Raw genomic sequence first — 15790 nt, 5'->3', positions numbered from 1 at the left:
CCTCCGACATAGGGAAGCGGGCTTACCGCGTTTTACGTTCGCTTATTTATTCTGTTTTTTCAAAAGTTCCTGCGCTTCGTAGTAAGGAACGGAAACGAGGCGGGTCTTGATAAGCCCTTTCTCGACGAGTTCGGGCGTCTCTTCGTAATTGTATTCTTTCCGATACGATTGCTTTTCTCCTTTCGCAAGGGAATAAACGCGCGCGATCTCGTCGATCAAACGCAACGCCCTTTGCAGACCCTGCTCGCTTTTGACGCGGATCAGCATCGGCGTGTCGGCGTAGGCTTTGGTCTCGCCCTTATACTGCTGATGATAGACGGTCTGCTTGTAATCGTCCACGTTCAAAGCGAGGAACAGGCAAAGCGTCTTTCCGCGGATCCTCGATTTGACGAGGGAGACGCGCCCTTTGTAGAAAGTCTCTCCCGAGAAACTGTCGCGAAGTTTGACGCCTTTCAGCGAAAGAAGGGTCGATTTGATTTCGGAATAAAAATCTTTCCGCTCGGGCGAACCCTGCTTCATCTTCGCGGTAAAGCCGCGAACGTATTTTTTAAGCGTAACGTATCTGCCCATCTTGTCGACCGAGTCGTATGCCGAAGCGTCGCCGTTTTCATCGAAGTTCAGTGCTTCGTGCGCGGCGGGCGTTTCTTCCTCGGCAGGCTTTTCTTCTTCGACGAGCTCGAAGGTCACGTCCTCGTCGACGTCATCGTCCTCCGCGAGTTCGAAGGAGACGTCTTCCACGTCGTCCTCGCTTTCTGTTTCATCTTCCGCAAGTTCGAATTCGATATCCTCGATATCTTCCTCTTCGGACTCTTCGTCTTTCTCTTCCTCGTCGAGTTCGAAATCGACGTCTTCGATCTCGTCTTCCTCTTCGGGAGCGGATTCTTCCTCGATCGGTTCTTCCGCAGGCTCTTCCTCGACGGCTTCCTCGATCGGTTCTTCGGTCGGTTCTTCGGGTTGCTCGGCGACTTGCTCGGGGATCTCCTCTTCGGGCGCGATCGCTTCTTCGGGAGCGGATTCTTCTTGCTCCGTCTCTTCCGCGGGCGTTTCCGCTTCCTCGATCGGTTCTGCCTCAGGCTCTTCGATAGGTTCTTCCGTGGCTTCCTCTGTGGTTTCCTCTGCTATCTCCTCTGCGGGCTGTTCCGAGACTTCTTCGACAGGGGCTTCGATGGGCGTTTCTTCGACGGGAGCTTCCTCGATCGGGGTTTCAGCCGTCGGCTCGGCTTTCGCCTCTTCTTTTGCTTTTTCGAGCGAGAATTCTTCCGCCGAAGCAAGAACGCTCTTCGGCATAAACATCCCCTCGGTGACTTTGCTCTTAACGAGTTTGATCAAACCCTTATCGAGAAGCGCTTTCGTCTCCTCGTAGGGATACATCGCGGCGTAATCGACTCTCTCGATCTCTCTTTCGATCAATCCTCTCTCCGCGACCGCGAAAGCGATCAGGCGTTTCGCTTTCTTTACGCCGAGTTCGGATTTGACTTTGATCATCATCGGGAATTGCCGATAGGACTTTTTGTCCGAGAAATCCTTTTGATGATATCTCTTTACGTCAAAGCGAGAAGGATCGAGCGCGAGGAAAAGGCGAAGCGTCTTTCCGCGGACTTTGGCTTTCATATACGTCTTTCTGCCGTGATAGAAGCTCTCGCCCGCCCAAGACATACGGGGTTTCAAGCCGAGCGCCGCGCAGAAATTCTTGATCTCGGAATAAAAGTGCTTTGCACCTTCGTTTTGAATAATGCGGGAAACAAAGCTGCGATCGTAACGCATAACGTAGATGGGTTCCGCTTTGGGCGGCTCGGGCTTCGGCTTCTTTTTGCGGGGTTCTTTCCCGTAAGAAGACCAGATCTCCTTGATCTCGCGCGCCGCCATCTCTTCGTTCACGACGTCGTCGATAAACATTTTTTCCGCGTCGGAAACGTTCATAAAGGATTCGGTCACTTTGATCAAATTCTTTTTGACCAAGACTTCGTCCGGTTCGAAACGGAGTTTCGCGGCGTAATCGACGACTTCGGGGAATTCGACGGGATAGATAAAATGCGTCGTAAAAGCATCCGCCGCAAGGCGTCTCGCGATCTTATAATCCGCGCCGTTCCGAATGGGGACGAGCATCGGCGTATTTTCGAACGTTTTGAGATCGGCGCAATTTTTATGCGGATACTCCGCGGGATCGTAATCGTCCGGCGAGAGCGCGAAACAAGCGCAAAGCGCGCCGCCGCGAACGATCAATTTAACGAGATTATCCTTGCCCGCGGTAAAACTTTCCGCGCCCCAAGACGAGCGGGCTTTTACCCCGGAAAAGGACAAACAGTAGTTTTTGATTTTCGAATATAACTCTTTGAGTTTGGGATTTTGAATGATCAGCGCCAAAAAGCTGCGATCGGATTTCAAAACGAGGATCTTTCCCCCTTTCGATTTTCCTTTGATAATGATATTCGTGGATTTTTTAACGGTATCTTTTTCCATAAACGCTCCGCCTATAAAGAAAAATATTATATATATTATATACTAATCGGCGCGCGTTTTGCAATAGGCGTTTTCGCAAATATCGCGCATTTATGCGTTTTTTTCGCGCCCGTTGATAAAAGACGCCGCTTCCGCCGAACGAATCAGCCGTTCTTTAACGGAGTCGTCGAAAGAGAACGCGGCTTTGATTTTCGCCCATTCGCGGAAGACGTCGGTATCCGAAACGGTCATATTATCCGACGATAGCGCGCAGTGGACGCCCTTTTCGAGGAAGGTGCGAACGGGGTGCGCCGCGATCGAAGGGATCGCTCCCGTTTGCGAATTGCTCGTAGGACAGATCTCGATCGTTACGCCCGCGGTTTTTATGCGTTCGAGCAAAGCGTCGTCCCCCGCCGCCGCCACGCCGTGTCCGATGCGTTTCGCGCCGAAATCCAGCGCGGCGCGGACGCTGTCCGCCCCCGCGGCTTCGCCCGCGTGGATCGTTATATTCAAGTTTTCCTTCGCCGCCAAGCGGAAGATGTCTCGATAGTTCTCGGTCGGATAAAGAGCCTCCGCGCCCGCGAGATCCACCCCGACGACGCCTGCGTTTTTATACTCCGCGGCGCATTCGATCGTCTCTTCGTTTTTGGCTTTTTCCGCGCCGCGCATACAGCAAAAGATCAATCCGATCGGCAAGCGCGACCGTTTTACGCCTTCGAGCGCGCCTTCCGCGATCGAACGCATCGACGCGCCGCGGCGAAGATGCAAAAGAGGCGCGAAGCGGATCTCCGCGAACGAATAACCGAGATCGAACAAGCGATCCCCGAGCCTTTCGACCGCGAGCCCGACCGCTTCCCCGCTTTGCAAAACGGAGAGCGGCAATTCGAATTTTTCGAGATATTCGGATAGCGACCGCGTGTCGCGCGCGGTCAAAAGAGAAAAAAGTTCTTCGTCATTCTTCGTCGGAAGAGTCACGCCCGAAAGCGAGGCGAGCGTTCGAACGTCCTCGGGAGTCAGCGATCCGTCCAAATGCAGGTGCAGGTCGATCATAGCGAAAGAGCGCGCAGGAGTTCGCCCGAAAGATCGTACAGCGAAATCTTTTCTTCGGTCAAAAGCAGAAAGCTTCTCGGCGTTCCCCCTTTCGGAAGGCTCGTCGAACCGGGATTCGCGAAGATCACGTCGCCGATTCTCTCGACAAAGCCCGTGTGAAAATGCCCGTATAAAACGAGATCAAATCTCCCTTTCGGAAGTTCGTCTTTATTGAATTTGTCGCCGTGCGTGCAAAAGACGGTTTTCCCGCCGAGGAATAAGACCGCGCTTTCCGCGAGCGTAAAATCCGAAACGGTTTGATCGACCGCGCTGTCGCAGTTTCCTTTAACGGCGATGAGTCGGTCTTTATTTTCGTTCAAAAACGCGGAAAGAGCTTTCGGATCGTAGCCCTCGGGCAAAGGATTTCGCGCGCCGTGATAATACAAATCGCCGAGCAGGACGATCTTTTCCGCGCCGAGGCTTTCCGCTCTCTCGAAAAACTCCCGCGCAAAAGAAAGCGATCCGTGAAGATCGGAAGCGATCGCGATCTTCATTTCGATTCTTCCTCCGTAAACGCTTTGAGTTTGTCGAGAGCGATCGAATATCCCTCGAATCCCTTCCCGATCACGCGATCGAACGCATAAAGGGAAACGTAACTGACTTTGCGGAATTCTTCGCGGGAATCCACGTCCGTGATATGGACTTCCACCGTCGGGATCGAGACGGCTTTCAACGCGTCCAAGATCGCGACCGACGTATGCGTGTACGCGCCGGGATTGATGACGATCCCGTCGTATTTCCCGCGCGCGCGCTGGATCTCGACGACGATCGTGCCTTCGTAATTATACTGCACGCATTTCACCTTGACGCCGATCTCTTTCGCGTGCGCCTTGACGGATTTTACGAGCGCGGCGTAACTTTTATCGCCGTACAGTTCCTTTTCGCGGATACCGAGCATATTGAGATTAACGCCGTTGATCACCAAAAACTTTTTCATAATCCCCTCACTTTTTGCGCGATCTCCCGCGCCGCGTCCTCGACGGAACCGTCGTTTCGGACGGAAAAATCCGAAAAACTTTCATAGATCGGCGCGCGCTCTTTATAGAGAGACTCGATCCTTCCGCCCGCGGAAAGCGGTCTGCCGTCGCTGACGAGCAGAGAAAGATCTCGCTTCAAATAGACGATCACGCCGTTCTGTTTCAAATTCGATCGATTTCTTTTTTCTTTGATCGCCCCGCCGCCCGTCGCGATCACCGCGCCGTGCAATTTGGAGACTTCCGCGATCACGTCGCTTTCATAGGCGCGAAACGCGGCTTCCCCTTCGCGCGCGAAGATCTCTGGGATCGTTACGCCACGCATCTTTTCGATCTCTTTATCGGTGTCGACGAAGGTCCCGCCGATCAGTTTTTGAAGTGCGGAACCGACCGTGCTTTTCCCGGAAGACGGCATTCCGACGAGGACGATATTGCTTTGCTCGCGCTTGATCTCTTCCGAAAGGCGGTCGATCTCCTCGAAGGAAAGCAAAAAGCCGCGGAACTTCTCCGCCGTGTAAGCGGCTTGCCCGACGAGCATATCCAGTCCCGTCGCGACGGCGAGTCCCCTTTCCTCCGCTTGCAGGACGAGGCGCGTGCGGATCGGATTATAGATGACTTCCTGCACGCCGATCAAGGACGGAAAAGCCGAAAGATCGACGAGGCAATCCTCGTTCCCGGGGAAAGTCCCGACCGGGGTCGTGTTGATGATAAACTCCGCGTCCGCGTGACGGGAAAGGTTTTCGTAGGAATTCTCCCCCGTGCGGCTGATCTTGACGATCTCCCGCGCTCCGTTTTCGCGCGCGAGGTATTCCGCCGTGCTCGAAGTGTTCCCCGTCCCGAGGATCAACACTTTTTTCCCGAGAAGGTTCGCGCCGGATTTTTTCAGCGCGAATTCCATTCCGCGAATATCCATATTGTAGCCGTGAAGCCCCGCCTCGCCTTCGTCGATCACGAGATTGACGACGCCGAGCGCTTTCGCTTCGGGCGAGATCTCGGACAAAAACTCCATAATCGCGCTTTTATAAGGGATGGTTACGTTATAGCCCTTGTAGCGGCGACTTTTGACGAAAGATTCGAGATCGCCCTCCGCGACTTCGGTAAGGTCGTAATCGTAACCGAGTTTATTATGGACGATCTTCGAAAAACTGTAATTCAAGCGTTTTCCGATCAAACAATAATCCGCCATTATTCCACCTCAAAATAGCTCGCCGCTTCCGAAAGCGGAATATCCGTCAGGCGGCAATCGCCGATCCCGCGGATCGTAACGAGTGTCAGGACCCCGCCCGCGCGCTTTTTATCCGCCGCGAAATGCGGGATCAATTCCTTTACGGGATGCAGCGACAGGGAAAGATCGTTTTTTTCGAGCAAAGCGAGAATCGCGTCCAGCTCTTTCTTTTCGAGCTCGCCCCTCTTATACGCGAGGCGCGCCATCTCTCCCACTCCGTACGCCACGGCGACGCCGTGCGGCACCGAATAATTCGATTCCTTTTCGATCGCGTGCGCGACGGTGTGTCCGAGGTTCAGGAATTTGCGCGTTCCGCTTTCTTTTTCGTCCGCTTCGACGACGCGGCGTTTCGCGTCCACCGAAAGCGCGATGAATTCTTCGAGGTTTTGTTTCGTCAGTCCTTCGGAAAGAATGGTAAAGATTTTGCCCCCTTCGAGGACGGCGTACTTCACTCCTTCGCCGAGACCGTTTCGGATCTCTTCATAGGGAAGCGAAGTGAAAAAATCGGGATCGATGACGACGAGATCGGGCTGGTAAAACGCGCCCACGAGGTTCTTTCCTTGGGGAAGATCCACCGCGGTTTTTCCGCCGACCGAAGAATCGATCGCCGCGAGCAGCGTCGTCGGGACGTTTACGAAATGAACGCCGCGCATATACGTCGCCGCCGCGAAGCCCGCCATATCCCCCGTTACGCCGCCGCCGAGCGCAAGGACGGTGTCCGTGCGGGTGAATTCTTCGTCCGCAAGAAAAGAAAGGATCTCGGAATAGACGGTCAGATTCTTGGATTCCTCGCCCGCTTCGAAGATAAATTCCGCAGGTTCGAATCCCCCGTAGACCAAAAGATCGCAGATCTCTTCGGAGTATAAAGGAGCGACGTGCGAATCCGAAACAACCGCGACTTTTCCTTTGAGCCCAAGCTCTTTCAGGTAATCCGCAATCTTGTTTTTCGCGCCGCGTTCCACGATGACGTCGTATTTTTCGGAAGCATTTATCGGTATAATCATTGTTCTTCTCCGTCCAGAACGCGCCTGAACGACGCGCCGACTTCATAAATATAGGAAAAAACCGTCGGGATATGCGCTTCGGGAACGTTTCCGAAATGCACTTCGAAATTGATATTGCCTTTGTAGTCGATCTCTTTCAACGCCGCCACCGTTTCGGCGAAGGGAACCTTCCCGAAATAGGGGATCAAGTGATCGTCGCGGTCGCCGGTGTTGTCGTGTAAATGAAGGGCGAGAAGTCTGCCGCCGAGAATGCGAACCGCCGCCGGGATATCCTCTTTCGTGATCAAAGCGTGACCCGAATCGAGGCAAACGCCGAACGAAGTCCCAAGCGCGTCCGCCGCGCGGGCGAGTTCCGCCGCCGAAGAATAGATCGTCGGATACAGCTTTTTGAATTCCCCGCTGACTTTTTTGATAAACATATTTTCGAGCAGCGCCGTTACGCCGCATTTTTCAAGCGTCGGGACCAGTCGCTCAAAAAGGCGAAGATTGAGCTCGAAGCACTCTTCGCGACGGAAATCCCCGATGCAGTTTTCGAATTTGATCGGGTGAACGACCATTTTATCCGCCCCGAGTTCGGCGGTCGCGATCGCCGCGCGCTCATAGATCGAAAGGATGCCGTCGAGCGTGCTTCCGTCGTCTTCCCGATAGCCGAAAGGCGCGTGCGTTTGCCCGATCGCAAATCCGCTTTTTTCCGCTTTCTTTTTCAGCCGCGCGAAAAAGCCGCGGTCGAGTTTTTCGCCCGTCAAAAAGTCGAGTCGGTTCTTTTCGGGATATAAAGGAAAATCCATCGCCTCGAAGCCCGCCTTGCCGATGAGCTCAAAACTCCTATCATACCCCAATCTTTCGATATATCCGTATCCGCTGACGCTTATTTTTCTCATATTTTTATTATAAGAAAGATCTTACTTTTAGTCAAGAAATATCGGATTTCCTTTCGCCGAAACCTTTTTCGCAAAATTTCGAAAGGGCGAGTATAAAGAAAAACGAACCGTCCATAATCACCGTGACGGAGGTAATGAAAATGGAAAAAGCAAAGAAACAAGGCAACGCAAAATTCGCGTCGTTCATCAGGAAAAACTTATACTTAATCTTAATGATCGTCTGCGTGATCGCGATCGCGACGATGGTCGCCGTAACGTACGCGACCAAACACCGCAGCTTAAACGAAGCGGTTGACGCCGCCGCGAAAGAAAAGGAACAAGAGAAGCCGTCCGAATCCTCGACCGAGACGGCGGCGAGCGAAGTCGTCTTCTCGATGCCCCTCGAAGGCGAAGTCGTCGGCGTTTTCAGTAACGACACGCTCGTCTACAACGCGACTTTGAATCAATGGAGCACGCACGAAGCGATCGATCTCGCCGCGCCCGTCGGAACGGAAGTAAAATGCGTCTACGACGGCACGGTCAAAAGCATCACGACGAGCGTCCTTCGCGGAACGGAAGTCGTCGTCGCTCACGCAAACGGAACGAAAACCGTTTACAGTCTGCTCGGCAGCGACGTCTCTGTCAAAGAGGAACAAGCGATCAAAAAAGGCGACGTGATCGGAAAGATCGCCGAAACGGGAACGTTCGAAAAGCATAAAGGTCCGCATCTCCACCTCGAACTTTACAACGCAAAGGGAGTAAAAACAGATCCCGCGGAATTCTTCGAAAGTTCGAATAAATAGGACGATTTCAAAAAAATCATCCTCGCCCGGGGACCCTTCGGCACCCTCGCTTCTCTCGCGGCTCAGGATGACGCCCGAGTGCAAAGAGGGGTTGGCGAATCGAAGCACGACGAAAAAATACCGCAGGCGCATACTAAGCGTATGTTACTGCGGTATTCTTTTTATTGTAACAAAGCAGACGCGCCCCTATTTGCGCTCGATCAAAGAGTGACCGGTCATCTCCTCAGGCTTAGCTATACCCATCACGTCGAGAAGCGTCGGCGTAATATCCGCGAGGACGCCGCCCTCTTTCAAGGAATACCCCTTATAACGATCGTCCACCAAAATAAAGGGAACGGGGTTCAAAGAGTGCGCGGTCATCGGAGAACCGTCCGCCGCGATCATCTCGTCCGCGTTGCCGTGGTCGGCGGTGACGATCGCCATACCGCCCGCCTTCTTGATCGCTTCGATGAGTCTCTTAACGCAAGCGTCGACGGTGGATACCGCTTTTTCCGCGGCTTCCATAATACCGGTATGCCCGACCATATCGCAGTTCGCGTAGTTCAGGACCATAACGTCGTACATTTCCGCTTCGATGAGTTCGATCGCCTTATCCGTGATCTCGACCGCGCTCATTTCGGGCTTCATATCGAAAGTCGCGACTTGGGGCGACGGGATCAAGACGCGGTCTTCGCCTTTATACGGGGTCTCGTTTCCGCCGTTAAAGAAGAAGGTAACGTGCGCGTATTTTTGCGTTTCCGCGATACGGAGCTGTTTCAGTCCGAGCGAAGAAACGTACTCGCCGAAGGTATTTTCGAGGCTCGTCGGTTTGAACGCGACTTCGAGCTTTCCTTCGAATTCCGCTTTATAACTCGTCATCGAGACGAACTTCGGAGCGAGGAATCCGCAAGCTCTCGGAAAAGCGGAGAAATCCTCGTAAATAAAGGCTTGGGTGATCTCTCTCGCGCGATCGGGGCGGAAGTTATAGAAGACGATGCTGTCGCCTCTTCCGACCTTTCCGACCGCTTCGCCGTCTTCGCCGACGAGGACCGTCGGGAGGACGAACTCATCCGTAACGCCGTTTTCGTAGCTCTTCTTCATCGCTTCGACGGGGCATTTTTCTTTGATACCCTCGCCGAGCGTCATCATATCGAAAGCCTTTTGGACGCGATCCCACGCGTTATCGCGATCCATCGCGTAAAATCTACCGGTGATCGAAGCGATCTTCGCGGGGCTGCCGATCTCTTTGATATAATCGCAGATCTCTTGCATAAAGCCGACGCCGCTCGTCGGAGAGACGTCGCGACCGTCCATAAAGCAATGGACGAAGACTTTCTCGACGCCCTTTTCTTTCGCCGCTTTCAAAAGTCCTTTCAGATGATCGATATGACTATGGACGCCGCCGGAGGACAAAAGCCCCATAAAATGGAGCGCTTTGCCGCCCTTTATCGCGCTGTCCATCGCCGCGACGATCGCGGGGTTTTCATTGATCGAACCGTCTTTAACGGCGAGACCGATCCTCGTGAGTTCCTGATAGACGACCCTGCCCGCGCCGATGTTCGTATGTCCGACTTCGCTGTTTCCCATCTGCCCGTCCGGGAGTCCGACGGAAAGACCGCTCGCGCCGATCTGAACGGAAGGATACTCCGCCATCAAAGAATCGATGAAAGGAGTTCCGGCCGCCTTGATGGCGTTTCCTTTAACTTCGGGATTGATCCCGAAACCGTCCATTATGACGATTGCGTGTAATTTAGCCATAGATCAATAATTCACCACGAGGCTGAAATCGGGAGCTTTGAGGCTCGCGCCGCCGATCAAACCGCCGTCGATCTCAGGCATTGCCATAAGCTCTTTGACGTTCTTCGGATTCATGCTGCCGCCGTATTGGATGCGGACGACTTCTTCCGCGGTCGCTTTGGAATAAAGTTTCGCGATGGTGTCACGGATGATCTTGATCGTGTCGTTCGCGACTTCGGCGGTCGCGGTCTTGCCGGTGCCGATCGCCCAAACGGGTTCGTACGCGACGACGATGTTCATAAGTTCCGCTTCCGCGATGTCCTTCAAGGCTTCGGTGGTTTGACGGACGAGGACTTCTTCAACCTTGCCGCCTTCCCTTTCTTCCAAGGTTTCACCGACGCAGATGATGGGCTTCAAACCCTTTTGGAGAGCCGCTTTGACGCGCGCGTTGACGGTCTGATCGGTCTCGCCGAAGTACTGTCTGCGCTCGCTGTGACCGATGATGACGTAGGTCACGCCGAGTTCGACGAGCATATCCGCGGAGATTTCTCCGGTAAACGCGCCTTTTTCCGCCCAGTGGACGTTCTCCGCGCCGACCTTAATGTTCGTTCCTTTGGTGAGTTCGACCGCGGTCGCGAGATCGGTATACGGCGTGCAGATGACGACTTCCGCCTTCGCGTCTTTGACGAGGGGGATGAGATCGGTAATCAAAGCCTTGGTCGCCGCGATCGTGTTGTTCATTTTCCAGTTTCCTGCGATAATGGGAGTTCTCATATTTTTTCTCCTTATAATGTTTTCGATTGAATTATTTGTTGTTAAGGCAAGCGATACCCGGAAGGACCTTTCCTTCGAAGAGTTCGAGGCTCGCGCCGCCGCCCGTCGAGATGTGGGTCATCTTATCCGCGAAGCCGAGCTGGTTGACCGCAGCTGCGCTGTCGCCGCCGCCGATGATCGTGATCGCGTCTTTCGCTTCCGCAAGCGCTTTCGCGACGCTCATCGTTCCTTCCGCAAGGGTCGGGTTCTCAAAGACGCCCATCGGTCCGTTCCAAATGACGGATTTTGCGTTCGCAACCGCGTCCGCATAGAGTTTTCTCGTCTTGGGTCCGATATCCATACCCATTCTGTCGGCGGGCATCTTGTCGCAGTCATAGACTTCGACTTCGACGGGAGCGTCGATCGGATCGGGGAATTCCTTGGTCGTAACGACGTCGAGCGGGAGAAGGAATTTCTTTCCGAGCTTCTTCGCTTTCTCCATCATCTCGCGGCAATAATCGATCTTGCTCTCGTCGAGAAGAGAGGTTCCGACTTCATAGCCCAAAGCTTTCATAAAGGTGTAGCTCATGCCACCGCCGATGATCAAGGTGTCGCACTTATTGAGAAGGTTGTCGATGACGTTGAGCTTATCCGCGACTTTCGCTCCGCCGAGGATCGCGACGAAGGGACGGGCGGGATTTTCGAGGGTGTCCGCCATAACGGAGAGCTCTTTCTCGATCAGGAAGCCGCAAACCGCGGTCTTGACGAAACCGTATTCGACGATCGCCGCGGTCGTCGCGTGAGAGCGGTGCGCGGTTCCGAACGCGTCGTTTACGTAGACGTCGCAGTAAGAAGCGAGCTTCTTGCAGAGAGCTTCGTCTCTCTTTTCCTCGCCTTTATCGAAACGGGTGTTTTCGAGAAGGACGACGTCGCCGTCTTTCATTTCGGCAACGAGCTTATCGGAGCAGGGACCGACGAAATCGTCGCTCATCTTGACTTCCTTGCCGAGTTTCGCGGCAAGCGCGATCGCAACGGGTTTCAAAGAAAGTTTGGTTCTGTCCTTCGCGGCTTTCTCCATCATTTCTTTTTCCGCCGCCGCTCTTTCGCTTTCGGGAAGAGCTTCGAGCTTCGCTTTTTCCTTCTTGTTCAAGCCCCATCCCGCGGAAAGCACGTTATGCGGTTTGCCCATATGGGAGCACAAAATGACTTTCGCGCCTTGATCCACGAGATATTTGATCGTGGGGAGCGCGCCGTTGATGCGGTTTTCGTCGGTGATGACGCCGTCCTTCATCGGGACGTTGAAATCCACGCGAACCAAACACCTCTTGCCTTTTACGTCAATGTCTTTTACGGTAAGTTTATCCATAACAAAGCACCTCGCTTTTATTTTTCTTTATTATAAACCCTCGCGCGCGCGCTTGTAAAATGAAAAACGCCGATTTTTTTGAAAGGCGAAAAGAGGAGTTTTAATTCTCTCCGAAAAACAGCCTTCCTTCTTTATCGAACATTAGTTCTTCCCTTGCGAAAATCTCGTCGCAAAAAGCGAATCTTTGATCAAGATAGTCTTTGATATACTTTAATTCATCGTCAAAGGATCCGATCGGTAACACCGACAAAGTCTCGCGCCAGCCCGCTTCCTCCCATTTTTCAAACTCGCTTCGAAAATAGCGATCATCCACACCCTTTATGTTTTCCGATATCAACGAAGAAATGTGTTCCGTCGTAAAGAGCGTCTCTCGAAAAGCAAAATAGCGAGTTCTTAATTCTTCGTAAAATGTCACGAAAATATTGCCGTAAAGAAACAATCCTTTAAAATCGTCAAGTCCCTTCGCTTTATAAAGTCTGGTTCCATCTCGCCCCAAAGTCCGATCCAAATCGTAGGGAATCGGCGCCCACGCTTTTCCGTCGTAAGTGCACCAGACCATATTGCTATGAAGATTATCGCACACACCGAAAACACAAAGAAAGAGCAACACGTCTAACGTCCTTTCCATATTCAAATAGGCGTTCCCCTGCGCTCGCAAAGTTTCGCTATCCGCATTTTTAACGAAAGAAAGCATTTCGTTAAAAGAATCCACACACCAAGATTCACCCTTTCCTTCCGAAAATTTTTCGTTACAGTATTCGATTTCCCAATGATCTTTTTCGTTTTCGTCGAGCGTAATCCCCGGCACTCCGTCCTTTTCAACGATATCGCCGCAAAGGATTGCTTCGCCCGCGTCCTCGTCGCCCATTCCGAAAAGCCACTTATCCCGCGGGATATTCCAGTTATACAGCCCGAGGTATTGTCCGTCGTGATAAAGAAGGATCAAGAATCCGTCCACCGCGCCGCCGTTCGGAAGATCCTTGAAGGGATCGTCCGCAGCGCGCGTCCCTGCGACTTCGCCGTAAAGATCGGAGAGAACCAAGTTTCTCGCGCCGCTCGGATCGAGATAATTCGCTTTCAGGCAATACTTGCTCTGCACGCCCCATTCCTCTTTGACAGCGATTTTTTCTTTTTTATTGTATTTCGAGTCATATAGCGTTACCGAATAATTCTTTTTCGGATATTCCAGACTTGAATCGCCCTGCCATTTCAGCGTCGCGTTCTTTTCGAAAGAGAGTCCCGCGCTTTGGTATCGAATCGTCGCCCGAACCTTATCTTCTTTCGATATGCCGTCAAGATTCCCCTTGATCTCGACGAGGGGGATCTCGATCTCTTCGTATCCGAACGAGCGGATCTCTTTTCTGCCGCAAATCGAGCAGGTGTATTCGGCGGCGAACGGGGTTTTCGTTCGATTCGTGACGAAAGAAGTCAGCGCGTCCTCGTGAACGCAGGTCGAAGAATCGGGGCGAGGCGTTTTTTCTTTCTTCGCGCAGGCAAACATCCCGACCGCCGCGAAACACAAGATAAGCGCAATCCAAATAAACTTCTTCATTTTTCTCCTCCGAAATAGGTTTCGACGACCGCTTGCAGGTCTTCGTAGCTCGTCGCGCGGTGGACGGTTTCGCGGATCTCTTTCGCGACGCCCGCCTTCCCCGACGCATACGCGCAAACGTGAGATTTCATCAAATTCACGACGATGCGCTCCGGATACTCCTTTTTCAAAAACGCGATCTGCGTTTCGATATCCTGCTTTTCGGTGCGATCGAGTTCGATCCCCGCGATCTCCGAAAAGAGCTTGTAATTCCCGAGCGCGCCGCGCCCGATCATAACGCCGTCCGCGCCCGTCTCCGAGAGCATTCTTTCGTAATCGCGAAAAGACTTAACGTCGCCGTTCGCGAAAAACGTCCCGCCGAATGCGTCGCGCACGCGCTTGATCGCCTGCCTGTCCGAAACGCCCGAGTACATTTCCTCGCGATATCGCCCGTGGACGGTGATCGCTTTCGCGCCCGCTTTTTCCGCTTCCCGCGCGACCCGATCCGCCGTAAAATTCCCCTTTTCGAACCCGAGCCGCATCTTGACCGTCACGGGGCGGAAAGAGGCTTCGACCGCCGCGCGGACGAGTTCGCCCGCCAAAACGGGATCTTTCAAAAGCGCGCTCCCTTCCCCGTTTTTTACGATTTTCGGAGCGGGACACCCCATATTGAGATCGACGATATCGACCGTCTCGGGCAAGAGTTTGACCGCGGCGAAGACGACGTCGGGCGAAGACGCGAAGAGCTGCGCCGCAAACGGCGATTCGATCTCGCTTTTATCGAGAAGTTTTTTCGTTTCCGCGTTTTGATAAATAAGACCTTTCGCGCTGACCATCTCGGTATAGGTCAGCCCCGCGCCGTAAAGTCTGGCGAGATAGCGCGCGCCGAGGTCGGAATATCCCGCCATCGGAGCGAAAACCGCGTTGGAGGAAAGCTCTACGTTTCCGATTCGGATCGCCCGCCCCGTCAACCGTCTTTCCGCGCGGAAAGCGCGCTCCTTTCTTCTTTCTTAACTTCTTCGTAGATCGCGTCGAGTTCTTCGATCGAAAGGTCTTGCATCTTCCTTCCCGAAGAAAGGACGGCGTTTTCGACTTTCGTAAACCGAGCGACGAATTTATCCACCGAGCGCGTCAAAGCCATTTCGGGATCGACGCCTTTCATCCGAAGGACGTTTACCGCGGCAAACAAAAGATCGCCGCCTTCGAGCTCTGCCTCTTCGGGCGAAGCCGCCAAAAATTCGTTCAGTTCTTCCGTAACTTTTTCGGACGCTTCCTCCGCCGTCGGAAAATCGAATCCGACCTTTCGCGCGTACTTCTGCACCTTTTGCGCGCGCATCGCCGCCGAAAGCGTCTTCGCGACGTGCTCCATTCTGTCCGCGGTGGTCTGTTGCTTTTTCTCTTTCATTTTCGCCTGTTCCCAAGCGGCGAGAGCCTCTTCCTGATTCGAGGCTTTGACCGTCCCGAAGACATGGGGATGGCGGAAAATAAGTTTCGCGCAAAGCTCGCTCATCACGTCCGAAACGTCGTACTCCCCGTTTCCTTCCGCGATCACGGCGTGAAACGCGCCTTGGAGAAGGACGTCGCCCGTTTCTTCTCTCATATTGTCTACGTCTTTATTGTTGATCGCTTCGATGAGTTCCATCGCTTCTTCGACGGCGTTCGAGCGAATGCTCTCGTGGGTCTGCGCTTTATCCCATTCGCAACCGTCCTCGTCGCGCAGGCGATGAATGATATAGATCAAATCGGAAAAAGAAAAACGCGTTTGCGTGAGAAAATCGCGCGCGGGAAGAAGGATCTCGGCCGCGCCGCTCAAACGCTCTTCTGCGAGACGAGAAAGCGCGACCTCTTTTTGCGCTCCGTTTTGCGTCAAAAGGACGGCGCCGTCGCCCGCGCTATGTAACAGTTTTACCGCGACGGGGGCAAGATCTTCCCCCGTTACGTTCTTGATCTCGACTTCCGCTCCGAACGGGATCGAGAAGGCGCGATGCGCCAAAAACGACTTTGCTTCCAAAGAATATCTATCCGCCATA

Annotated in this window: 14 protein-coding genes; 1 reads left to right on the top strand and 13 read right to left on the bottom strand. The window is 53.3% G+C overall.

All coding sequences use genetic code 11. From position 1 onward, the window contains the following. Window positions 1–42: 42 nt before the first annotated feature. The 7 genes from K5753_05375 to K5753_05345 form a co-directional block, all read right to left on the bottom strand. Window positions 43–2460: a hypothetical protein gene (locus K5753_05375; protein ID MCR4726631.1), complete on the bottom strand. Its 2418-nt coding sequence runs from the start codon at window positions 2458–2460 to the stop codon at window positions 43–45. A 90-nt stretch (window positions 2461–2550) separates the two neighbouring features. Further along, window positions 2551–3489, bottom strand: coding sequence for an adenosine deaminase (add, locus tag K5753_05370; GenBank protein MCR4726630.1), 939 nt, complete (start codon window positions 3487–3489; stop codon window positions 2551–2553). Continuing rightward, a complete protein-coding gene (gene yfcE, locus K5753_05365) occupies window positions 3486–4022 on the bottom strand; it encodes a phosphodiesterase (GenBank protein ID MCR4726629.1) in 537 nt (178 codons plus the stop codon). Before yfcE ends, add begins: the two co-directional genes overlap by 4 nt. After that, window positions 4019–4465: a 3-dehydroquinate dehydratase gene (locus K5753_05360; protein ID MCR4726628.1), complete on the bottom strand. Its 447-nt coding sequence runs from the start codon at window positions 4463–4465 to the stop codon at window positions 4019–4021. Before K5753_05360 ends, yfcE begins: the two co-directional genes overlap by 4 nt. Continuing rightward, window positions 4462–5688, bottom strand: coding sequence for a shikimate kinase (locus K5753_05355; protein MCR4726627.1), 1227 nt, complete (start codon window positions 5686–5688; stop codon window positions 4462–4464). The genes K5753_05360 and K5753_05355 overlap by 4 nt, the downstream gene beginning before the upstream one ends. Then, on the bottom strand, window positions 5688–6731 hold the full coding sequence (aroB, locus tag K5753_05350; GenBank protein MCR4726626.1) for a 3-dehydroquinate synthase: 1044 nt from the start codon (window positions 6729–6731) through the stop codon (window positions 5688–5690). Before aroB ends, K5753_05355 begins: the two co-directional genes overlap by 1 nt. Then, the gene (locus K5753_05345; protein MCR4726625.1) at window positions 6728–7612 is read right to left on the bottom strand and encodes a sugar phosphate isomerase/epimerase; all 885 of its coding nucleotides are present in this window, start codon (window positions 7610–7612) and stop codon (window positions 6728–6730) included. The genes aroB and K5753_05345 overlap by 4 nt, the downstream gene beginning before the upstream one ends. A gap of 140 nt (window positions 7613–7752) precedes the next feature. On the opposite strand from K5753_05345, the gene K5753_05340 reads away from it, so the two are divergent. Next, window positions 7753–8394: a M23 family metallopeptidase gene (locus tag K5753_05340; GenBank protein ID MCR4726624.1), complete on the top strand. Its 642-nt coding sequence runs from the start codon at window positions 7753–7755 to the stop codon at window positions 8392–8394. A 186-nt stretch (window positions 8395–8580) separates the two neighbouring features. Here K5753_05340 and gpmI read toward each other — a convergent pair whose 3' ends face one another. The 6 genes from gpmI to mazG form a co-directional block, all read right to left on the bottom strand. Continuing rightward, on the bottom strand, window positions 8581–10131 hold the full coding sequence (gene gpmI, locus K5753_05335; GenBank protein ID MCR4726623.1) for a 2,3-bisphosphoglycerate-independent phosphoglycerate mutase: 1551 nt from the start codon (window positions 10129–10131) through the stop codon (window positions 8581–8583). Window positions 10132–10134: 3 nt separating this feature from the next. Then, a complete protein-coding gene (gene tpiA, locus K5753_05330; GenBank protein MCR4726622.1) occupies window positions 10135–10884 on the bottom strand; it encodes a triose-phosphate isomerase in 750 nt (249 codons plus the stop codon). A gap of 31 nt (window positions 10885–10915) precedes the next feature. Further along, window positions 10916–12229, bottom strand: a complete 1314-nt coding sequence (locus K5753_05325) for a phosphoglycerate kinase (protein ID MCR4726621.1) — start codon at window positions 12227–12229, stop codon at window positions 10916–10918. A 100-nt stretch (window positions 12230–12329) separates the two neighbouring features. Next, entirely contained in the window at window positions 12330–13781 is a 1452-nt protein-coding gene (locus K5753_05320) for a CotH kinase family protein (GenBank protein ID MCR4726620.1), read from the bottom strand. Then, window positions 13778–14731 carry a tRNA-dihydrouridine synthase gene (locus K5753_05315; protein MCR4726619.1) on the bottom strand — a complete coding sequence of 318 codons (954 nt, stop codon included), beginning with the start codon at window positions 14729–14731 and terminating at the stop codon, window positions 13778–13780. Before K5753_05315 ends, K5753_05320 begins: the two co-directional genes overlap by 4 nt. Next, window positions 14728–15789 (bottom strand): nucleoside triphosphate pyrophosphohydrolase, encoded by a 1062-nt coding sequence (gene mazG, locus K5753_05310; GenBank protein MCR4726618.1) that lies wholly within the window; start codon window positions 15787–15789, stop codon window positions 14728–14730. Before mazG ends, K5753_05315 begins: the two co-directional genes overlap by 4 nt. Window position 15790: the final 1 nt, after the last annotated feature.

This window comes from Clostridia bacterium, from assembly GCA_024685775.1.
GTDB lineage: Bacteria > Bacillota > Clostridia > Christensenellales > CAG-1252 > CAG-1252.
Note: the sequence above shows the minus strand (reverse complement) of the source record. Positions and strands in the feature narration are given on the sequence as shown.